Genomic DNA, 19,968 nt, shown 5'->3' with positions numbered 1-19,968 from the left:
ATATGATTTCTATGAAAAAATATGCGTTATTACAAAAAAACACTCATACTAATGAGTGCTTTTTAAAATGTATTGCGAATAACATGCTCCTCATTTACCCAATCATAAGGATTTGATTTCACAGGTACATAGTTTGAAGTTTCAATTAATAATTCACGCAAATCTTGATTCTTATTTATATTGCCTTCTCCGTAATTTTCTATTATCCTGTTTATTTCTATACCATAATCAATCTTTACAATACCTGAAGTATGTACGATTGGACTTAAATATAATTCTGAATAAGGACTTTTGATTTGTAATCTTTTTTGGTCTAATAAACTAAAATCAATGCTAAACCAGTTTTCATACAACTCATCACCTTTAGGCAAAGCTCCATTATTATCACTAATATATAGTAAAATTTCTCTTTCAAGTGCATTTATCTTTTGGAAGGAGACAATATCCATTAATTTAACAGTAGGATGTTCTTCTACATTAACAAGTACAAAATAATAATTACCTCCATTTTCAAAAGCAACCGCTGGTATTTGACCGATATATGCTCCCAGCTTATTAAAGTCAATGATATATTTTTCATAAACGGGGGTGTCCATCTCACTATTTTTAATAGGAATTAATCCTCCAGAAGCTTGTTGGTATGCATCAACAGCGGTTTGAACTAATGTAATCGATTCTCTGACTGCACCTGCACTTTTGTCTCCTCTCATATCATCTGGATATAAACATCCTGAAGTAAACAAGATTAGGAGCAAACTCATAAAACTGTAGCTTATTTTTTTCATCTATTATTCCTTCATCCTTCCAGTATTCCATGTGATTTTTAATTTATTTTTTTAAATCATTTTATTTTTGTTCTGTAACTGTGCCTGAATAACTTTATTCAAAGGGCTCTCAGGTATCTTTACAACTACTTTTTTATTAAAGACTTTTGCTTGACAAGCTAATCTTATATTTCCAGAAACTTGATCTTCACTCAATTTTTCCTTTTCATTTTGTGTCAAAGGCAAAATAGTTGTAGGATCTTCCACTATGACTTTGCACATCAAACATGATGCATTGCCACCACATCGTGCAGGAATAACTACTCTTGCACGTTTACTGGTTTCTAATAGAGAAGTACCTGCTTTCACTTTTATCATTTTATTTCGAGGTAAAAAAGTGACTTCTGCCATGTTTACAATTCCCTTTCACATAAAGATTCAGATAATAAATCGCTCATTTTTTGCATATGTAATTCATCAAATTGATTTCTTTTTAATATTTCATACAAAGCTGGAAAATATCTCATTTTATTGGAGACCATTTTTTCAGCTGCAACTAAATATCGATCTGGTCTATTACGTAATACATTAAAAATAAACTCATGTGCTAAAGGCATCACCTTTATTTGAAAACCATTTAAATTCACAACAGTACTATATTTTTTTAAAAAGCTCATATCAACTTTATAATCAGATGTTAATGAATGAACACTAAATTCCGCTACTAGTTCCACTTCTATTCCGCCAATCTCATAATGACTAAGTAGTGATTTGAAAATTTCTGTTTCACTAAAATGCGGTTTATCTAAAGCATAGGGTTGTAAGATAGAATGAATGATCGGTGAGAACTTTGTTTCAATTTGAATATCTAAATCTCGAGGATCTGCCTCTAAAGAAATTTCTTGTAAAAGAAGACCACAACTGCCTCCTACATACCAGTCAACCTCTGAGCTTTCTAATTTATTATATATATAAGTGATACATTCACTTAATGATTTTGATAAAACCAACGATGCCACACCTTTCCATTCATTTTCAATAGTTCCTACACTTTAAAAATAAGTTTTGTTCATTGCTTTAAGAGCTCCATCTTTTACAATCACAGCTTGGCATCCTAATCGATAGCCATCTTTAAGCTCCTGAATATCCAATCTAGATTTCTCTGCTGAATTCACATTACTTAACAATTCTGCCCCTTCTTGAATATAACATCGACATCTAGCGCAGTTTCCATTCGTACAAGCAAATTGCCAGTCAATATTATTTTTTAAAGCGAGATCTAGCAAAGATATATTTAGCTCAGTTTTCACCTTTTTCTCCTTAAATTTACCTTTTAACTCAACAACTTGTTCTTTATGTTCATCTATATTTTTTTGGTCTGAATTTGGACTGAAATCGACTTTTTTTGAGAACAATCTTCTAATCTTCATCTACTTGTCCTCCTTAATTATATAATCGAAATCAATCCTATGAAGAAAGAAAAAATCAAAATAATAACAGCAATGAATGAAATTATAAATCGAATAATTCCTTTTGTTTTTGCTCGTGCAAATGTAATTAAAACAGAGGCCAAAATCATAAAACCTATTGCATAGAATGATAACCACATTTTATCCATTGAATCCATTATATCTAACTCCTAATCCTAATCACTTTATCGTTATTTTTCATCATCTACTATAACACATAATATGATAAAAAAGCATAAGGTCAATTTTAGAAACCTTATGCTTTGCACAAAATTATTTCTTTTTTTTCATCATACCTTGCATCATATTTTCTAATTGACCTGTATTAAACCCACTACCTTTTACAGCTTTTATAATTTCATTTACTGTGGATTCAGCGACTGGTACTTTTACCATTTTTGAAACGTTTAGAATTAATTCACGCAATTCTTTTTCACTTTGTAAGGTTGAAGGTTTGACTCCACTAGCTATTTTTTCAATATCTTTTCTAGATACTTTTTTACCCGTTTTTTTCTTAACAACATCTAAAACATCTTTAGAAAGATCATTACCTTTATTACTTTTACTCATACTAACCCTCCTTATTCTGTGCTAATGCATCTTATGAATAAGAAGGGAAATTCGTGTAGGCTATTCCACCCATTTTTTTGACGATGGTATTGCAATATCCTCCATTTCATGGGTTTTAACACGTCCCATTAAATCTTCAACTGCAAATTTGGGCTCTTTTTTATTAAATAATACTTCATACAATTCGGAGGTAATTGGCATTGTGATATCATATATTTTAGATAACTCATAAGCAGCCTGCGTAGTTTTAATACCTTCAACTACCATACCCATTTTTTCCAACGTTTCATCTAGTGTATTTCCTTGAGCAAGTAGATATCCTGCACGCCAATTTCTGCTATGTTGACTTGTACAGGTTACAACTAAATCACCAATACCAGCTAAACCAATAAAAGTTAGTGGATTTGCTCCCATAGCAACTCCTAATCTCGCTATTTCAGCTAAACCACGAGTAATTAAAGCGGCTTTTGCATTATCACCAAACGATAAACCGTCAGACAATCCACCACCTAAAGCAATAATGTTTTTTAGGGCTGCTCCTATTTCAACACCAATAATGTCTGGATTCGTATATACTCTAAAATAAGAGTTAATAAATAAATCTTGAACCTTTTCTGCAGCGTTCAAATTAACGGCTGAAATAACAACTGTTGTAGGAGATTTATTAATCACTTCTTCTGCATGACTTGGACCTGAAAGTACTGCTATATTTTTCTCATCTACATTTGTAAACTCTTCAGAGATAACCTGTGACATTCGTTTTAAAGATTTTGCTTCAAACCCTTTTGTAGCGTGAACTATGAGATGGTCTTCATGAATGTAAGGTTTGATCTTAGAAGCCACCTCCCTCATGCCTGAAGACGGTGCTACTATGATAACAGCAGTCGTTCCATTCATAGCTTCCTCTATTAATGTAGTTGCTTTGATTCGATTAGAAAGAGAAATTTTAGGAAGGTACTTGCTATTCGTGTGTTGAGTATTAATTTCCTCCACTTGTTTTTCATTTCGAGACCAAATCATAACCTCAAGTCCATTATCAGCTAAAACTGAGGCTAGTGCTGTTCCCCAACTTCCAGCTACGAATACTGTTACTTTTTTTGACATTGTTCCCCCCCACCCTTCTTGAAAGAAACTCCTATTTCCAATCTGATGCTTTAATGTCTGCGTACACCTCTTTTACATGGGTTAGCAGACATTTATGAAGCTTAATTAAATAGGATTAATCATGTTTGATTCATTCACTTTTGTGGGTATAAATCACCCTTTTTGACCCACTTTTCCTTCTTGACCTTGTAACAGTCTAACTATGTTTGACCTATGTCGATACCATGCAAAAATCCAAATAAAAATACTTAAATAAAAAACTTCATTTGATTGACTAAAAATAAAAATTGATAATGGCAAAAATAATGTAAAAAGTAATGAACCAAGTGAAACATAACGAGTTAGTAGTAAGAACACTATTGCTATAAGACCAGCATATATAGTTGGTATAGGTGCTAAGGTAATGGCAACTCCTATTGTTGTAGCAATTCCTTTCCCACCTTTAAAACTAAAAAACACAGGCCAATTATGACCTATTATAACTAACAACCCACATAAAGTTGGAATTATTATTTGGTCAGGTGCAAACCAACTTCCAATCAATACTGCAAAAATACCTTTGCATATATCTAAAACAAGTACACCAATGGCAGGCCAAAGTCCTAGAACTCTCAACGTATTTGTCGCCCCTGCATTTCCACTACCATGTTTACGTATATCGATTCCTTTAATCCATTTTGCAGTCAAGGTGCTAAAAGAAACTGAACCCAATAAATAGCTTATTAATATGGGTAATATGTAATACACTCATTCACCCCCTACTTATTCATCTTGAGATTTCCTTCGTAGAAATATTTGGATTGGAGTACCTTCGAAATTAAATGAAGCACGAATTCTGTTTTCAATATATCTTTTATAAGAAAAATGCATTAACGCAGGATCATTCACAAATAAAACAAATTTTGGCGGTTTAATAGAAACCTGTGTAGCATAATTAATTCTTAATCTCTTCCCTTTATCTATAGGAGGTTGATTCATCGCCACAGCATCAGAAATTACATCGTTTAAAGCATGCGTAGGAATCCTTAATGCATGCTGATCAGCCACAAAATCAACCATAGGCATTAATTTGTGTAACCTTTGCTGAGTCTTCGCTGACACAAAAAGAATCGGAGCATAACTCATAAATTGGAACTGTTCACGAATTTTAGTAGTGAATTCCTGCAGAGTCTTGTCTGATTTTTCAACAGCATCCCATTTATTCACTAGAAAAATAGCAGCTTTCCCAGCTTCATCTGCATAACCAGCAATATGTTTGTCCTGTTCAATAATTCCTTCCTCTGCATTAATAACAATTAATACAACATCAGAACGTTCAATTGCTCTCATTGCTCTCATTACACTATATTTTTCTGTTGTTTCGTAAACTTTTCCTCTTTTACGCATCCCTGCCGTGTCAATAAACACATATTTTTGTCCATCCTTTTCAAATGGAGTATCTATGGCGTCACGTGTTGTTCCAGCTTGGTTGCTTACAATGACTCTCTTTTCTCCTAGAATTGCATTCACCATGGAGGATTTACCAACATTAGGTCTACCAATTAAAGAAACTTTAATAACATCCTCATCATAGTCGTTCTCATCTTGATCTGGAAAGGAATCAACCACTTTATCTAATAAATCTCCTATTCCTAATCCGTGTGAACCTGAAATAGGAAAGGGATCTCCAAAGCCAAGTGAATAAAATTCATAAATTTCATTTTCACGTTCTAAATTATCAACCTTATTGACTGCTAAAACAACAGGTTTTTTTGAGCGAAATAACATGTTCGCAACCTCTGTGTCAGAAGGCGTGATCCCTGATTTCACATCAACCATAAATATAATTACATCTGCCTCTTCGATAGCCAGCTCTGCTTGAGCTTTGATGGATTGTGTGATTTCATCTTCACTGATTTCAATTCCTCCAGTATCTATAATACTGAATTGTTTATCCAACCATTCACCATTAGCAAAAATTCGATCTCTTGTAATTCCTGGTTTATCTTCAACAATGGCAACTCTTTCACCCACAATGCGGTTAAATATAGTTGACTTACCAACATTTGGTCTGCCTACAATCGCTACAATTGGTTTAGCCAAAACGTCCACTCCTAATCTAATTACTCATGAATATTATCATATCAAATTTAATTTTTAAAAACCATAAAATACCTCGGATACAGTAACAACCAATTTCTCATTTCACAAAATATTGCTTCATTCTTTGATACCCTCTATTAGCTGCTTCAGAAAACACTCGGCAAATGATAAAAGTTAATAACCACATATCATATAATTCAAAATCTCCTAATTCTAAGGGGAGTCTGTGAAATATAAACAAGGTTAAAATAAAATCCCCAAAGATCATTCCAAGTGTTATTACTGTAAATTGTTCTAATGAATTTTTAATTAAACCAGCACTTAATAAAGCCAATAATACAGCTATATCCAATTTGATGTGATAAATAATAAACATAGGATCTATAAAATACAGTAATTGAAGCAATACATATATGGTACTAAAAAAAAAGAGAAACAAAAAGAAATTAACAGTAACTATTTGAAACCTATATGCTACATAAAATGAGGTTATTACCATGAATATATAACTTGAATTTATAACATAGCCACCTGAAAGTGGTATATTTATAAATAAAAAGAACGTCCATAATAGTAAAAATAATAAAATTGATCTTCTTGAAACCTCTTCAATAATTTGATTTTTCCAACCAAAAAACAACAAAATACATATTATACATAAGAGCAAAAATGATAAGTAACCAGGGTTCATATTTTTCACCACTTTCCACTCTTATATTTTGAAAAATTGTTGTTTTTTACTCAATGAAAGGAAAAAATCGGCGAACTCGCTCTGAGACCGCCGATTGATATAAGAATGAATTTAAGATTATTTCAATTTACTTAATTTATCTCCAAAACGTTCACCTAAAGTTAAATTCAATCCCTTATTCTCCACATACTCTCCTAAGTTCTTTTCTCCATCTCTGTTGCTTTTTTCTGGCTTTTCTGGAGCTTCAGGTGCATCGATTGTTTCCTTAATACTTAAAGAAATTCTTTTTTCTTTTGGATTGATTTCTAAAATTTTCACATCAACTTCTTGTCCTTCTTTCAGAACTTCATGCGGTGTTCCTATATGATTATGAGAAATTTGTGAGATATGAACCAACCCTTCTACACTTGGTAAAATCTCTACAAAAGCTCCAAATGCAGCAATACGCTTCACTTCACCTTTAACGACATCTCCTGTATTAAATTTCTCTTCAACACTCTCCCAAGGACCAGGTTGAACTGCCTTTAAACTTAAGCTTATTTTTTCTTTCTCAGCATCAATTTTCAATACCTTTACTTTCACTTTATCACCTTCATTGACAACATCAGATGGTTGTTCAACATGTGACCATGATAATTCTGAAATGTGTACTAATCCATCAACACCACCAAGATCAATGAAAGCTCCGAATGGAGTAAGACGCTGAACAGTTCCTTCAATTTCTTGTCCAACCTCTATTTGAGAAAGCACTTCTTTTTTCTTAGCATCAAATTCTTCATCTAAAACATCACGTTGAGAAAGAATCACTTTATTATTTTCTTGGTCTAATTCTTTTACCTTCACTCTTAAAGTGCGCCCTTTGTAATCTGAAAAATCTTCAACAAAATGTCTTTCTACCATAGATGCAGGTACAAAAGCACGAACACCTAAATCAACAACTAATCCACCCTTTACAACATCAGCTACATTTGCTTCAAAAACTTGTTGGCTTTCAAATAAAGATTGAAGTTCACCCCATGCTTTTTCACTAGCAATTGCTTTTTTAGACAAAATTAATTTTTCATTTTCATCATTTATACTTATAACTTTACATTCAATTTCTTGATCCACTTCTGCTCCTTCAGCTGCATTTTCTAAATGAACGGAGGATAGTTCACGAAGTGGAACAATACCATCATATTTATAACCAATATCTACTATGACTTGATTATCTTCAACCTTAACGACTTTACCTTTAACAATGTCCCCTTGTTGAATAACATTTACATTCGACATTTCCTCTTGTGTTACTGTCTCTGAAGCTTCTTGCTCTTGAACTACATTTGTTTCTTCTGTCATTTAAATTAACCTCCTAGTGCTTATCTGATCATTAATAATCAGATTCTTCACTGTATATTTTATTAATTAATATCTGTATAATACAGATTCAAATCATAACTCTACATAAATATAATTCATTTGTAGATATTGTTCCATATTCAACTTTACATTTATTCAAAAAATGAATTAGTTTATTTTAGTTTGAATTACTTTTTAATAAATTTTCAATATTTGACATGATTTTATCAGTCGCTTTCTCTAGGCGATCAGTTGAGGAATCTTCCTTAAACTCACTTAAATCAACTGGTTTTCCGTAAATCACTTTCATTTTTCGAAATGGGGTGTAATTTCCAATTATTGCAACAGGTATAACTATTGCATTGGAACGAAGTGCAAAACTGGCTGCTCCTTTTTTTCCCACACCTAATGATTTCCTTCTAGTACCTTCAGGAAAAATCCCAAAAACTTTTCCTTCGTTTAAAATTTTAATTGCGTTTCTTATGGAATCTCTACTGACCCCACCCCGTTTTACTGGAAAAGCTCCTAATTTAGCAATTAATTTCCCTAACACAGGAATTTTAAACAACTCTTCTTTTGCCATAAAATGTACTTCTCTATTTAGTGGGATTCCTACAATGGTAGGATCTAATAAATTTACATGGTTAGAACAAAGCATGACTCCACCTTGTTGAGGGATATTATATTTACCTTCTACTTTTAATCGATATATTAGAATATACAACAATCTTAATATCATTCTAATCGTTTTGTATAACATGATTATCCCCACCCATTTTTTTAATGCATAATTCTTTAATGGTTTGCACAACCTCTAAAATAGTCATGTTTGTACTATCAACTTTAATCGCATCCTCAGCCATTTTTAATGGTGAAGCTGTTCTTTCTAAATCCATTTGATCTCGTACGGAAATATCATTTTTAAGCTGTTCCAAAGTGATTGTTAACTCTGGTGATTTCTCAAGCATCTCATTATATCTCCTTAAAGCCCTTTCCTCAACGCTAGCTGTTAAAAAAATCTTCACTTCTGCATCTGGAAGCACATGAGTAGCTATATCTCTCCCGTCCATAACCACACCTTTTGATGAAGCCAGTTGTTTTTGCTTTTCCACAAGTATTTCTCTTAATTTGCTGATCCCAGCAAACTTAGAGACCTGTTGGTTTATTTCATTAGTTCGAATTGATTCCGTTACATCAATTCCATTTACAATCACCATTTGACCGCTTTCTCTAGGAATCAATTCAATATCCAACTGTTTGGTTAATTCAACAATTTTCAGTTCATCATTTGGAGGAATTTGATTTTCCATCGCCTTTAAGGTTACAGCTCTATACATTGCACCTGTATCAATATATACATACCCTAATTCTTTGGACACTAAGCGTGCAATAGTACTTTTTCCAGCCCCCGCAGGACCATCAATAGCGACATTAATTTTATGGCGCTGTTGGAACAATGGAGTCACCTCCTTTATGTCGAAAATTTATGTAAAAGTATAATCCCCTTCTAATTTCAGCAAAAAAGCAGGCAATGCCTGCTATGAAAAAAATTGTAACACAGATTTAAGATTTTTGCAAAAATCAATTACTATTTTTGTTGTTTTCATCATGATACCTATCGTTAATTTGGTAGGGAATACCCTCTAATTTTTCAACTTTTATTAAAATCGAACGAACATAATCAAATTGAGAAAAAAATTGCAAAAAAATGAGTATCACAAATAAAAACAAAAATATTTTTAATAAAAACTTTTCAATGATGTTAGAAAAAACAATATAAAGTTCTTCAAATTTTGGATGGTCTTTTTGAATTGACATGATTCACACCTATTGTATAATGATAACCATATTTTACCTCAAAAAAATTTCTTCATTCATTTGAAGTCAATTTATTTTTTCCGTAGTTCAAATTGTCGATCAAAACAATAACGTATAATCGCTCTCCTGTCTTCTTCATCAATATTTTGGTAATAAACCATAACTTTTGTCTTCTCAGAATCTATTTTCATTGTCCTTATAATCACCCCTTCAAAGGGGATGTGTTGAATTAATTCATTTTTATGTTTTATAAGCAACCAACAGTTAATCGAGTTTTGAATCTGAATTTTTTCTTCACATATAAATGCTAAACCACCCCCACTAATATCAATTGTTTTAGCAAGAAAACGCACATGATTAGAAAGTTGTACTGCGATCTCCAACTCTGCAGGAACTCTTAAATAATTACGATCATCAATATGTATGATTTCATTTGGAGATGGTTTTTTAAGCATAATCTGCTCAATTATTTCTTTTTTTGTTCCGATTACAAATGAAGAAAAAGCATATTTCACATCATCCTCAGAATTAAAGCGTACAAATATTTCATCTCCATCATATAAATAAATATCTTCTCCATTTTCATCTATTGGAGTTTCTATAGAGATATAATCATTCTGAATATCAGAAATTCTTGTTTTATAAAAAGGTGCTTCTTTTTTATCCTGTTCCTCAGTAGGCTCACCAATTTCTAAAAAAAGTTTTTGACCAATTTTTAATTTCAAGTGTATCACCTCAAAAAAATCTAAATGATATATCAAATTATATCAGAAGAACTCAGAATTTGTAGAAAAAAATAAATCCCACTAAAATCTATGGGAAATCTTTGATTTCCATATTAGTTTTAGTGGGACTATATTGTATGTGATGTGTATTTGGTTTTTTGTTCTGGGCCCCGCAAAAGTAATAGGATTTAACTTCGTAGCTTCTCTTCACTTTTGTGGGTACTTTACACTTGTTCGATTTTCTCTTCCATTCCTGTACTTGCATTAATATAAATTCTATAAAGCTGGCTGTTGATTTCTCCTAAAAATTCATAACATAAAATTTCCTCATTCATATCATTTAAGATTAAAGCTTTGTCGGTACTTTCCACCTTAAAGTTTTGATTTAGTGTTTTTTTCGCTTCTTCAATAGTTAGCTTAGGAGGTTCTATACTCCGTTCATGATTTGCAAAAATATAGTCTGTAGTTTGCATTCCCACCACTTCACCATTATCCAATGCTACTTTAACTGAAATTTTCTGAGGGTAAATAATAATATCATCCATTTTCGTTACAAAAGCGAAACTTACAACATTTTCATATTGATCAAAACTAACCGCCTTCATTTTTTTAAAACCCATTTGTTCAAGCGCTTCTAATGCCTTTTCTTTTGCTTGATTAACATCAAGCTTCTTTCCATTCACAGGGCGGGAGTTCATAAACCATACGACGTGGCCACCTTTAGCTGTTATATCCATCTCTATAGAGTTCTCATTAGAATTATTAATCTGGATATTATAAGTATGGTATTCAGTCCCTTTTCCGTTTTCGTAAACCTTCATTTGTTCTGTTTGTTTCATATTTAATATATTTCCAGCAATTTCTTTAGCTTCTTCAGGAGAAATGGAACTTCCTCCTAATTGATTATAGTCTCTATTATGAAACATTTGAGTATTAGAAGGTCCCCAATCAATCTCAGAATATTCTGTGACTTTTTTATCCACTGTTTTAAACCCATCTATGATGCCATTATCCAATGGCTCTTGTTCAGAAGCAATAGCGACCTCTACGTCCATCCAACGAAGATTATCCCTCAATACATTAGATTGGATGGATCTTAATTCATTTGAAATCTCACCTGTTCTCTCGTACAATGATTTCAAATTTTCCATTTCTTTTTCTGACAAGGGATCGTCAGATAAATCTCTTATTGCAGCTGAATATGAGAAACTAGCTAAATTAGCCAGCAATTCCTCCGTTTTATCAAAAGGCAGTAATGTTAACGGTAATTGATTAATATCACTTTGAGCTTCACTCGTTATTCTCCAGACATTAACCAAGCATTTTCTATGGAAATTACGAGATGATGAATTTACAGCCAAAGTATTCCCTAATTCGGTATGTAGTTGATCTAGTTCAAATGATAAATTATGAAAAGCACGTTGATATTGATTTTCAGACTTTATCAATATTGAGTTTTTTTCTTGATGTTCTTGATACCCCCACAATGCAGTACCTACTAAAGCAATGATAAGGATCGGAAACGCAACTGCGCTTAAACGTCTATACATCATATAAACCCCTTTCATTAACAATTTGTAACATAGTTTCTGTTAATGAAAGGGGCTTTATTCACTATAATTCATTTTCATATTGAACTTCAAAATTTGAATCGTTATTACATAAACATTTTTTGAAACCTGTGTCCACTTTTCCTTCAGCTCTTCTGCCTTTAAGAATATATCTTTCACCGCAAGATTGACATCGGATTGTAACTTTCACTCTGTATTTCATAGATGAAAATCCTCCTGCAAATGATTATAAGCATTATCATTACCAAATTGCTTACACTTCAAACTTTTTCTCCGCAGTCATATTAAACGATGTTGAATAATGATTTGCCTGCTTAACTTTTCTTAACCCTTTAATCCATAAAAAAACCATAAAGACAATTAAAATCATCAATAAATTCGTTTGAAAAGCAAGCATAATATAATCAAATGATCCATGCCATAATACAGGAAGAGCCAAGGCTAAACATAAATATTTCTTTTGTGAAAGGAACTTAGCCTTACTTATATAAAATCCCATAATTACACCAAATATTGCATGTCCTGAAATTGGCAGCAACCCTCTTAGCAACAATGTAGTAAAAGAAGCTGAATAAGAAAATGCATAGATTATATTTTCCAAAGTTGCAAATCCTAATGAGATGGATACACCATAAACGATCCCATCATAGGGTGAATCAAAAACATGATGATTGAATATTGTATAATATAAAAGAAACAGTTTCAAAAACTCTTCAATTCCACCTGAAATTATAAATGAAAATAAAAAATCATTTTCTCCGAAGCCTAAAACTAAACCACGCTGAATAACCATAGTAGGAAATACGAGAAGTATACCAAATAAAAATAATTTCATAACCATACGTATTGGTTCTGAAGAGTGACTCTCTTTTAAATAAAAATAAGTCAGCAGCGCTAAACTTGGAGCTATTGCAATACATAATATAGTTAAGATTTGCATTAAATCCAGCCTCTGTATTTTACGGCTTCAGCCACCTTGCGTACTCCCATCATATAAGCTGCTAGGCGCATGTTAACACCTCTTGATGTATGTGTTTGATATATTTTGTCTAAAGCTCTTACCATAATATCCTCTAATTTCTCATGAACTTCTTTTTCACTCCAATAATATCCTTGGTTATTTTGAACCCATTCAAAGTAAGATACAATGACACCCCCTGCACTTGCGAGAACATCTGGAATTAGCAAGACTCCTTTATCTGTCAATATTTGAGTTGCTTCTAATGTGGTAGGTCCATTTGCTGCTTCTACCAGTATACTTGCTTTTATCTTCTCTGCGTTATGGATTGTAATTTGATTTTCAATTGCAGCAGGTACAAGAATATCACAGTCCATTTCAAGCAGCTCTTGATTTGAGATCGTTTTTTTAAATAAGTTTGTTACTGTTCCAAATGAATCTCTTCTATCAATTAAAAAATCAATATCAAGCCCATTAGGGTCATATAAACCCCCAAGAACATCAGAAATCCCTACAACTTTGGCTCCAGCTTCATGCATAAACTTGGCAAGATAACTCCCAGCATTTCCAAATCCTTGTATAATAACTCTCGCATCTTGAATTGCAATATTTTTTTTCTTCAATGCTTCTTTGATCATAATGGATACACCCTTGGCTGTAGCAGTTTCACGACCATGAGAGCCACCAAGCACAAGAGGTTTACCAGTAATGAATCCTGGTGAATCAAATTCTCTAATTCTACTGTATTCATCAAGCATCCATGCCATGATTTGTGAATTTGTCATCACATCAGGTGCGGGAATATCTTTTGAAGGACCAACAACCTGACTAATCGCACGGACATAACCCCTGCTTAATCTTTCCAATTCTTTGAACGACATTTTACGAGGATCGCAAATAATCCCACCTTTTCCTCCGCCGTACGGAATGTCTGTTATACCACATTTTAAAGTCATCCAAATAGATAGTGCTTTTACTTCATCCTCAGTTACATCTGGATGAAATCTAACTCCACCTTTTGTTGGGCCAACAGCATCATTATGCTGCGCTCTAAAACCAGTAAACACATGTACTTTACCATCATCCATCATTACTGGGATTCGGACTTTAAATAATCTTAGAGGCTCCTTTAATAAATCAAACATATCTTCCCCAAAACCTAAATTTGTCAATGCTTCCTTAATAACTGTTTGTGTAGAGTATAGTATGTTATCTGTTTTATTCAAACAATCCACCTTCTTTTACTGGTTTTATATTATCGCGGCTCCTAGCCAATTTAGAAAAAGAGAAATATTCTACTCCATGAAAAAGCACCATACAAAAACCAAAATTAGTTTTGCAGATGCTCTCAATCATATGTTATAGAAGTATTTTTAAAAGTGCTCATCAATAACATTTATTGCATTTTCAGATATAATAACTTTACCATATTCTTCCAAAATAGACTGAGTAAGCGAGGTGGCCTCACCATACTCTGACAATAGAGCGATAAGTGTGTGAAACAAATCGTCATCAAATTTCTCTGAATCTATTTGTAAAATCCATTGATCTTCATAAGAAAATAATATACCTTCCTCTTCAGATAAAAATTTCTTTAATAATTTGGATACGGTTATAACATGCTCAAAGTCTTGGAATGTATACGAAATCAGATGAGATTCTTCCAAAGTAACTTCCATTTCATATAATAATTCTTCCTCATCATACTCAGGAAAATCATTTTCTTGCTCTAATATACCTTTAGTAACTATGACTACCATTCCTTGTGCAGGGTGAGTGATTACCTCCACGGCTAATGGTCCAGATGCTTCGAATCCCAATTCAGAATAGGCTTGCTCCATCATATCATTAAAAAGCTCGCGGACTTTGGGGATCTCCCTCCACATATCTTCTTTTTGAATACCACGTTCAGTTAGGTCTTCAAAAGTTAAAAATATACGAATTTTGTCAGTACTTAATCGTTCCATCTTCATGATTAGGAGCTCCCTTCTATCTAAGTTAAATTCCACATATTATCATTATGAAATTATGATGTTATAAAATATGTTAGAACGTATATAACTGTGAAATAAAGCTTGACCAAATTACAATTTTTTTAATCATAATCTTACTACTTATGTTAACATTAAAACCAATATATTGCACTAATATAAATGACCTAAAAAACAAAAAAAATCATTTTCTATTTTTATAAATGAAGATGATTTTTTACATAAATAATTATAACAAAACTTTATTAGAGTTTCCCAGTAAAAGAAGGCTGAAAATTTTTCTTAAAAAGGAAACCCCAAAAAGTATTGTTTTTACTTTTTGGGGTTGAAAGTTTAATTGATGAGGGAGATATTTTACTGTGTTATTGAGCTTTCACTTTCATTTAAAATTTTTTCTGATTCTGCTTTTACTTTTGGATCTTCATTAATAATTTCCTGTATTTGTTCTATTCCTTGCTCATTCTCAAAATTTTTGAAGTTTTTCCCTTCATTACCTGCCATGTTTTTAGTCAAATTATTAAATGTCATTTCCTTCATTTTATCTGTAGCTGTATCAAACATATCACCCAAAGACTTTGCCATTTTATCCATATTTGCCATTAACATTTCTCTATTGTTGCTTTTATTTAAGTAAAGTGCTAATGCAGCTCCGAAAAGTCCACCCATTAAAAATCCTCTCAATTTATTTATCCTCCTTTTCATGACTTGCTTTTCAAATTTATTTTTTTCATTTTATGGCTTAAACATTCAAAAAATAAAAAGTAATTTATGGATAGCAAAAAAACAATTACATTTAATAATCCACATGGTAAAATAAGATAAAATGAACTAATACAACAGGAGGATACTAAAAAATGAAATTAAAACTTGCACTCATCTCCCTTATCTCCTTAAGTTTGACGTTTACTGCGTGTGGACAAAAACCTACCGTAAATTCAAATGAAGAACCACCCTCAGATATCATTCAAATCGAAGACGAAAATGTAAAAGATTCAAATGGAAATCAACCTGATGAAATAGGTTCAGAAGAAGGAAGCGAAGCCATTGAAGAAGTTGCTATTAAAGAATTACCAATTGAATTAGACTACTACATGAATGGTATTTATGATATTAAACCTAAAAGGGAAGAAATTAATAAAAACGTAGTTCTTTTAACTTTTGATGATGGACCGAAAGAAGAAGAGATGTTAACTAAGATGTTAGACATTTTGGACAAACACGAAGCTAAAGCTATATTTTTCGTAAATGGATTCAGAATAGAGCAAAACCCCGAATTATTGCAGCTCATACATAACAGAGGTCAAATTATCGGTAATCATTCTTGGGATCATATAAGTTTAAAAAGTGAAACAAGTGAAACAATAAATCAACAAGTTGGAGATGTTCAAGATATCGTTGAAGAATTAACAGGGGAAAGACCCGTATTTTTTCGCCCACCACACGGTCAAGGCGCTGGCAATATTCACTTAACGACAAAAGTAAAAGATGAAAATATGTTATATATGACTTGGTCAAATGGATCAGAAGATTGGGTTAAAAAATATCAGTATCCCGAAGGTGTTATTCAAAGAGTTATGGAGCAATTAAGAGCGGGTAGTAATATTCTCATGCATGAATTGCCTTGGACAGTAGAAGGTTTGGATGAATTATTAACTAAAATTGAAGCAGAAGGATATGGATTCGTTGACCCAAGAGCAATTGATGTAAATTATGTACCTGAATGACTTAATCTGACAACATAATAACGGTTTTGTTGACCTCAACTCTTTCCAATTATGTGGATGTTTATCAATATATGTAGATTTTTATATAGAAATATTGTTAATCGTGAAACATTATGAATAATTTAGTTTAATTTGGCTAAATTTAATTATTGATGAGCTCAAGTCAGTTCATGAATACAATACATCGGGAGGACAAGTTACAATTATGGCACAACAAAACCAACAACAAGCCGCACAGCGAGCCCAACAAGCTGCTATGCAAGCTCAACAAGCTGCACAACAAGCATCCCAAATGAATGCTACACCACAACAAATTCAGCAAGCTCAGCAACAAGTTCAACAAGCTCAACAACAGTTGCAACAAGCTCAGCAGAACACAGCTGCGAATGCTCAACAGCAACAACAAATTCAACAAGCTCAACAGCAGCTGCAACAAGCTCAACAGCAAGTTCAACAAGCTCAACAAAACAATATGCAACAAACGAATCAAGCTCAACAGAACAATATGCAACAAACGAATCAAAATCAACAAAACAATATGCAATAATCACTCCAGACAAAAAAGCTCATATTCTTTAAAGAATAGAGCTTTTTTTGTTACTTCAGTTTGGGGTGATGTTTTGCTCTGTTTTGTGGGTACCTACAGGATGATTTCTTTTGCTGAAACAATTTCAGAAGTATCAGTTAATAGTTTCTTCACAATTTTTGATGGCTGTTTATCTACTGTAAGGATCATCACAGCATCACCGCCAATTATTTTTCTTCCAACCTGCATCGTTGCAATGTTAACTTCATTACTCCCTAATAAAGTACCGATTTTTCCAATCGCACCAGGCTTATCTTGATGAGAAATGTAAATGAAGATACCTTCAGGAGATATATCCACAGGGTATTGGTCGATCTGAACAATTCTAGCTCCATATCCATTTAATAATGTTCCAGCAATTGTTTTTTCTCCATTGTGCGTTTTTAAAGTTAATGTGATGAGATTAGTGAATCCTTTAGTACTTGAAGATCTTTGACGTACAATTCTAACTCCTTTTGCTTCTGCAAGATGCATTGAATTTACTACGTTTACTTCAGAATCTAGATAATGTGCCAACACACCTTTTATAATGACACGTGATAAAGGAGCCGTATCTACATCTGCCAGTTCACCTGAGAAATTAATATGAATTTCCTCAATAGATTCTTCAGTGAGTTGAATTAAGAAGCTGCCTAATCTTTCACCTAATTCAAAATATGGTTGAAGCTTACTAAGTACACTTGATGGAACATGCGGCATATTTACTGCATTTTTAAATGGTTTATCTCTAAGGATATTTAACACTTCATCTGAAACGTCAACTGCTACATTTTCTTGTGCTTCTTGTGTAGATGCTCCTAAATGAGGAGTAACAATAATCTTGTCATGATTTAGAAATGGATGATCCTTCCGAGGTGGCTCTGATTCAAATACGTCAAACGCCGCACTAGAAACAATGCCTTGATCAATTGCCTCTACTAATGCATTTTCATCTATAATTCCACCTCGAGCACAGTTGATAATTCTAACTCCTTTTTTCATTAATTCAAACTGTGGTCTTGCGATCATATGACGTGTTTCTTTCGTCAATGGAGTATGCACAGTAATAAAGTCCGCTTTTTGTGCAATATCATTCACACTTCCTTTTTCAATACCAAGTTTCTCTGCACGATCTTCTGTTAAGAATGGATCAAATCCAATAATCTTCATATTAAAGGCTTTTGCTCGTTCTGCTACCTCTGTTCCAATTCTCCCCATCCCAATAATACCTAAAACTTTGTTGTTAAGCTCTACTCCTACGAATGACTTGCGATCCCATTCCCCTGAAATTGTTTTTTTATAACCTTGAGGAATATTACGAGCTACTGCCATCATCATAGCAAAGGTATGTTCACAAGTAGATATTGTATTACCATCAGGGGCATTAATTACGATAATCCCTCTTTGTGTAGCAGCTTCCAAATCAATATTATCTACACCAACACCTGCTCGACCAATCACCTTTAGTTTTGAAGCAGCTTCCATAATTCTTCTTGTAACCTTAGTTTGACTACGTACTAATAATGCATCAAAATCTGAAATAATTTGAATAAGTTCATCCTCACTTAATCCTGTTTCTTTAATTACTGTCACATCACTTGCATCAAAAAGCTTCTGAATTCCTAGATCACTAATTGGATCTGATACTAATACTTTAAACATGTATGGTACTCCTCCTTAGTTATACTACTTTTTTTATATTTATCTAAACGTGTAATTAATTGATTTTTAATTACACAGTAAAGTTATACAGAATTAAAGTCATTGCAAATACAAAAAAACCCTTCAATCCTCATACTTCATGTATGATAGGGACGAGAGTTTATTTTCGTGGTACCACCCTATTTCATTACTTATTTACATAAGTAATCTTAATGGTCATTGACCTTATGGTTAACGGCGTTTATACCGATTATACCTACTTTTACAAGTTTCAGTATAATAACTCAGGAGTGCTCCACATAGTTTCATCACCGTTTTGCACCAGCCAACGGCTCTCTGAAGATTTAGCTATGCTTAATTCCTTCATTGCATATATGATATGAAATTAATTCATAATGTATCATTTGAAAGATAACATGTCAATTTCAACATTTCATTAGGATAAAGCAAATATCTTTTTAAAATCATCTTTACTATCTTTTATTTTATAGCAACTTCTAATGAAATTGCAATGTTTTTTCTTGAATAAATATTGAATTGTGGTAATCTTCATAATGTAAATCTTTTTAAAACTAGATTTAAAGCCATTAATATAGTTAGGGAAGTGAATAAATATGAAATCATATGAAATTTCAGCTGACAATTTTAATCAGCATTTAAAAAATAAATCTCTAGATGGTATAATCATTGATGTTAGAGAAAAGGTTGAATGGGACTATTATCACCTTGAAAATAGCTTGCTCTATCCCATGAATACAATCTCTGAACATTTATCTGAACTTCCTAAGGATAAAACATTGTATATTCTATGTGCTCATGGAATAAGAAGTCAACATGTTTGCCAATATTTAATTCACAACGGATTTGATAAAGTTAAAAATGTCAATGGGGGAATTTCTGCTGTTTCGCTGTTACAAGGATTTCAATATGATTAGT

Annotated in this window: 25 protein-coding genes and 1 other annotated feature; of the genes, 3 read left to right on the top strand and 22 right to left on the bottom strand. The window is 32.6% G+C overall.

The genetic code is table 11. The annotated features are described in order from the left end of the window. Window positions 1–62 precede the first annotated feature (62 nt). The 21 genes from VQL36_RS07835 to VQL36_RS07735 all read right to left on the bottom strand — a co-directional run bounded on the left by VQL36_RS07835 (window position 63) and on the right by VQL36_RS07735 (window position 15,762). The gene (locus VQL36_RS07835; RefSeq protein ID WP_349248776.1) at window positions 63–785 is read right to left on the bottom strand and encodes a hypothetical protein; all 723 of its coding nucleotides are present in this window, start codon (window positions 783–785) and stop codon (window positions 63–65) included. A gap of 51 nt (window positions 786–836) precedes the next feature. After that, a complete protein-coding gene (locus VQL36_RS07830; RefSeq protein WP_349248775.1) occupies window positions 837–1,175 on the bottom strand; it encodes a 2Fe-2S iron-sulfur cluster-binding protein in 339 nt (112 codons plus the stop codon). A gap of 2 nt (window positions 1,176–1,177) precedes the next feature. Further along, window positions 1,178–1,774 carry a nucleotidyltransferase domain-containing protein gene (locus VQL36_RS07825; RefSeq protein WP_349248774.1) on the bottom strand — a complete coding sequence of 199 codons (597 nt, stop codon included), beginning with the start codon at window positions 1,772–1,774 and terminating at the stop codon, window positions 1,178–1,180. A 42-nt stretch (window positions 1,775–1,816) separates the two neighbouring features. Continuing rightward, window positions 1,817–2,194, bottom strand: coding sequence for a 2Fe-2S iron-sulfur cluster-binding protein (locus tag VQL36_RS07820; protein ID WP_349248773.1), 378 nt, complete (start codon window positions 2,192–2,194; stop codon window positions 1,817–1,819). 17 nt (window positions 2,195–2,211) lie between these two features. Next, window positions 2,212–2,391, bottom strand: a complete 180-nt coding sequence (locus VQL36_RS07815; RefSeq protein ID WP_349248772.1) for a DUF2768 family protein — start codon at window positions 2,389–2,391, stop codon at window positions 2,212–2,214. 115 nt (window positions 2,392–2,506) lie between these two features. Next, the gene (locus VQL36_RS07810; RefSeq protein ID WP_349248771.1) at window positions 2,507–2,803 is read right to left on the bottom strand and encodes a stage VI sporulation protein F; all 297 of its coding nucleotides are present in this window, start codon (window positions 2,801–2,803) and stop codon (window positions 2,507–2,509) included. Between the two features lie 60 nt (window positions 2,804–2,863). Continuing rightward, window positions 2,864–3,907 carry an NAD(P)H-dependent glycerol-3-phosphate dehydrogenase gene (locus VQL36_RS07805; RefSeq protein WP_349248770.1) on the bottom strand — a complete coding sequence of 348 codons (1,044 nt, stop codon included), beginning with the start codon at window positions 3,905–3,907 and terminating at the stop codon, window positions 2,864–2,866. A 153-nt stretch (window positions 3,908–4,060) separates the two neighbouring features. Continuing rightward, on the bottom strand, window positions 4,061–4,654 hold the full coding sequence (gene plsY / locus VQL36_RS07800) for a glycerol-3-phosphate 1-O-acyltransferase PlsY (RefSeq protein WP_349248769.1): 594 nt from the start codon (window positions 4,652–4,654) through the stop codon (window positions 4,061–4,063). A 15-nt stretch (window positions 4,655–4,669) separates the two neighbouring features. Then, window positions 4,670–5,989, bottom strand: coding sequence for a ribosome biogenesis GTPase Der (gene der / locus VQL36_RS07795; RefSeq protein ID WP_349248768.1), 1,320 nt, complete (start codon window positions 5,987–5,989; stop codon window positions 4,670–4,672). A gap of 97 nt (window positions 5,990–6,086) precedes the next feature. Then, entirely contained in the window at window positions 6,087–6,365 is a 279-nt protein-coding gene (locus tag VQL36_RS07790) for a hypothetical protein (RefSeq protein WP_349248767.1), read from the bottom strand. Between the two features lie 432 nt (window positions 6,366–6,797). Further along, window positions 6,798–8,018 (bottom strand): 30S ribosomal protein S1, encoded by a 1,221-nt coding sequence (gene rpsA / locus VQL36_RS07785; RefSeq protein ID WP_349248766.1) that lies wholly within the window; start codon window positions 8,016–8,018, stop codon window positions 6,798–6,800. A gap of 178 nt (window positions 8,019–8,196) precedes the next feature. Next, window positions 8,197–8,778 (bottom strand): lysophospholipid acyltransferase family protein, encoded by a 582-nt coding sequence (locus tag VQL36_RS07780; RefSeq protein ID WP_349248765.1) that lies wholly within the window; start codon window positions 8,776–8,778, stop codon window positions 8,197–8,199. Continuing rightward, complete coding sequence (cmk, locus tag VQL36_RS07775; RefSeq protein WP_349248764.1) at window positions 8,759–9,475, bottom strand: (d)CMP kinase; 717 nt, start codon at window positions 9,473–9,475, stop codon at window positions 8,759–8,761. The genes VQL36_RS07780 and cmk overlap by 20 nt, the downstream gene beginning before the upstream one ends. Before the next feature lie 124 nt (window positions 9,476–9,599). Continuing rightward, on the bottom strand, window positions 9,600–9,836 hold the full coding sequence (locus VQL36_RS07770; protein WP_349248763.1) for a hypothetical protein: 237 nt from the start codon (window positions 9,834–9,836) through the stop codon (window positions 9,600–9,602). A 71-nt stretch (window positions 9,837–9,907) separates the two neighbouring features. Next, window positions 9,908–10,561: a flagellar brake protein gene (locus VQL36_RS07765; protein WP_349248762.1), complete on the bottom strand. Its 654-nt coding sequence runs from the start codon at window positions 10,559–10,561 to the stop codon at window positions 9,908–9,910. A gap of 224 nt (window positions 10,562–10,785) precedes the next feature. Beyond that, window positions 10,786–12,111 (bottom strand): germination protein YpeB, encoded by a 1,326-nt coding sequence (gene ypeB / locus VQL36_RS07760; protein WP_349248761.1) that lies wholly within the window; start codon window positions 12,109–12,111, stop codon window positions 10,786–10,788. 64 nt (window positions 12,112–12,175) lie between these two features. Next, on the bottom strand, window positions 12,176–12,334 hold the full coding sequence (locus VQL36_RS07755) for a hypothetical protein (protein ID WP_349248760.1): 159 nt from the start codon (window positions 12,332–12,334) through the stop codon (window positions 12,176–12,178). Between the two features lie 51 nt (window positions 12,335–12,385). Then, window positions 12,386–13,072 (bottom strand): glutamic-type intramembrane protease PrsW, encoded by a 687-nt coding sequence (gene prsW, locus VQL36_RS07750; protein WP_349248759.1) that lies wholly within the window; start codon window positions 13,070–13,072, stop codon window positions 12,386–12,388. Further along, window positions 13,072–14,316 carry a Glu/Leu/Phe/Val dehydrogenase gene (locus tag VQL36_RS07745; RefSeq protein WP_349248758.1) on the bottom strand — a complete coding sequence of 415 codons (1,245 nt, stop codon included), beginning with the start codon at window positions 14,314–14,316 and terminating at the stop codon, window positions 13,072–13,074. The genes prsW and VQL36_RS07745 overlap by 1 nt, the downstream gene beginning before the upstream one ends. A 147-nt stretch (window positions 14,317–14,463) precedes the next feature. Further along, window positions 14,464–15,063 carry a genetic competence negative regulator gene (locus VQL36_RS07740; protein ID WP_349248757.1) on the bottom strand — a complete coding sequence of 200 codons (600 nt, stop codon included), beginning with the start codon at window positions 15,061–15,063 and terminating at the stop codon, window positions 14,464–14,466. A 372-nt stretch (window positions 15,064–15,435) separates the two neighbouring features. Further along, the gene (locus VQL36_RS07735; RefSeq protein ID WP_349248756.1) at window positions 15,436–15,762 is read right to left on the bottom strand and encodes a hypothetical protein; all 327 of its coding nucleotides are present in this window, start codon (window positions 15,760–15,762) and stop codon (window positions 15,436–15,438) included. 173 nt (window positions 15,763–15,935) lie between these two features. Here VQL36_RS07735 and VQL36_RS07730 point away from each other — a divergent pair, with 173 nt between their 5' ends. Further along, entirely contained in the window at window positions 15,936–16,805 is an 870-nt protein-coding gene (locus tag VQL36_RS07730; protein WP_349248755.1) for a polysaccharide deacetylase family protein, read from the top strand. Window positions 16,806–17,010: 205 nt separating this feature from the next. Continuing rightward, window positions 17,011–17,352 carry a hypothetical protein gene (locus VQL36_RS07725; protein ID WP_349248754.1) on the top strand — a complete coding sequence of 114 codons (342 nt, stop codon included), beginning with the start codon at window positions 17,011–17,013 and terminating at the stop codon, window positions 17,350–17,352. A 93-nt stretch (window positions 17,353–17,445) separates the two neighbouring features. Here VQL36_RS07725 and serA read toward each other — a convergent pair whose 3' ends face one another. Further along, window positions 17,446–19,032: a phosphoglycerate dehydrogenase gene (gene serA / locus VQL36_RS07720; protein ID WP_349248753.1), complete on the bottom strand. Its 1,587-nt coding sequence runs from the start codon at window positions 19,030–19,032 to the stop codon at window positions 17,446–17,448. Window positions 19,033–19,177: 145 nt separating this feature from the next. After that, window positions 19,178–19,408: a binding site (T-box leader), on the bottom strand. 238 nt (window positions 19,409–19,646) lie between these two features. On the opposite strand from serA, the gene VQL36_RS07715 reads away from it, so the two are divergent. Continuing rightward, window positions 19,647–19,967 carry a rhodanese-like domain-containing protein gene (locus tag VQL36_RS07715; protein WP_349248752.1) on the top strand — a complete coding sequence of 107 codons (321 nt, stop codon included), beginning with the start codon at window positions 19,647–19,649 and terminating at the stop codon, window positions 19,965–19,967. Window position 19,968: the final 1 nt, after the last annotated feature.

Source organism: Chengkuizengella sp. SCS-71B (assembly GCF_040100845.1).
Lineage (GTDB): Bacteria > Bacillota > Bacilli > Paenibacillales > KCTC-33759 > Chengkuizengella.
Note: the sequence above shows the minus strand (reverse complement) of the source record. Positions and strands in the feature narration are given on the sequence as shown.

What these genes read in the sequence shown, in the direction of transcription:
- VQL36_RS07835 (WP_349248776.1), bottom strand. Translation starts at nt 785, where the DNA reads ATGAAAAAAATAAGCTACAGTTTTATGAGTTTGCTCCTAATCTTGTTT.
- VQL36_RS07830 (WP_349248775.1), bottom strand. Translation starts at nt 1,175, where the DNA reads ATGGCAGAAGTCACTTTTTTACCTCGAAATAAAATGATAAAAGTGAAA.
- VQL36_RS07820 (WP_349248773.1), bottom strand. Translation starts at nt 2,194, where the DNA reads ATGAAGATTAGAAGATTGTTCTCAAAAAAAGTCGATTTCAGTCCAAAT.
- VQL36_RS07815 (WP_349248772.1), bottom strand. Translation starts at nt 2,391, where the DNA reads ATGGATTCAATGGATAAAATGTGGTTATCATTCTATGCAATAGGTTTT.
- VQL36_RS07810 (WP_349248771.1), bottom strand. Translation starts at nt 2,803, where the DNA reads ATGAGTAAAAGTAATAAAGGTAATGATCTTTCTAAAGATGTTTTAGAT.
- VQL36_RS07805 (WP_349248770.1), bottom strand. Translation starts at nt 3,907, where the DNA reads ATGTCAAAAAAAGTAACAGTATTCGTAGCTGGAAGTTGGGGAACAGCA.
- VQL36_RS07790 (WP_349248767.1), bottom strand. Translation starts at nt 6,365, where the DNA reads ATGTTTATTATTTATCACATCAAATTGGATATAGCTGTATTATTGGCT.
- rpsA (WP_349248766.1), bottom strand. Translation starts at nt 8,018, where the DNA reads ATGACAGAAGAAACAAATGTAGTTCAAGAGCAAGAAGCTTCAGAGACA.
- VQL36_RS07780 (WP_349248765.1), bottom strand. Translation starts at nt 8,778, where the DNA reads ATGTTATACAAAACGATTAGAATGATATTAAGATTGTTGTATATTCTA.
- VQL36_RS07770 (WP_349248763.1), bottom strand. Translation starts at nt 9,836, where the DNA reads ATGTCAATTCAAAAAGACCATCCAAAATTTGAAGAACTTTATATTGTT.
- ypeB (WP_349248761.1), bottom strand. Translation starts at nt 12,111, where the DNA reads ATGTATAGACGTTTAAGCGCAGTTGCGTTTCCGATCCTTATCATTGCT.
- VQL36_RS07755 (WP_349248760.1), bottom strand. Translation starts at nt 12,334, where the DNA reads ATGAAATACAGAGTGAAAGTTACAATCCGATGTCAATCTTGCGGTGAA.
- prsW (WP_349248759.1), bottom strand. Translation starts at nt 13,072, where the DNA reads ATGCAAATCTTAACTATATTATGTATTGCAATAGCTCCAAGTTTAGCG.
- VQL36_RS07740 (WP_349248757.1), bottom strand. Translation starts at nt 15,063, where the DNA reads ATGAAGATGGAACGATTAAGTACTGACAAAATTCGTATATTTTTAACT.
- VQL36_RS07730 (WP_349248755.1), top strand. Translation starts at nt 15,936, where the DNA reads ATGAAATTAAAACTTGCACTCATCTCCCTTATCTCCTTAAGTTTGACG.
- VQL36_RS07725 (WP_349248754.1), top strand. Translation starts at nt 17,011, where the DNA reads ATGGCACAACAAAACCAACAACAAGCCGCACAGCGAGCCCAACAAGCT.
- serA (WP_349248753.1), bottom strand. Translation starts at nt 19,032, where the DNA reads ATGTTTAAAGTATTAGTATCAGATCCAATTAGTGATCTAGGAATTCAG.
- VQL36_RS07715 (WP_349248752.1), top strand. Translation starts at nt 19,647, where the DNA reads ATGAAATCATATGAAATTTCAGCTGACAATTTTAATCAGCATTTAAAA.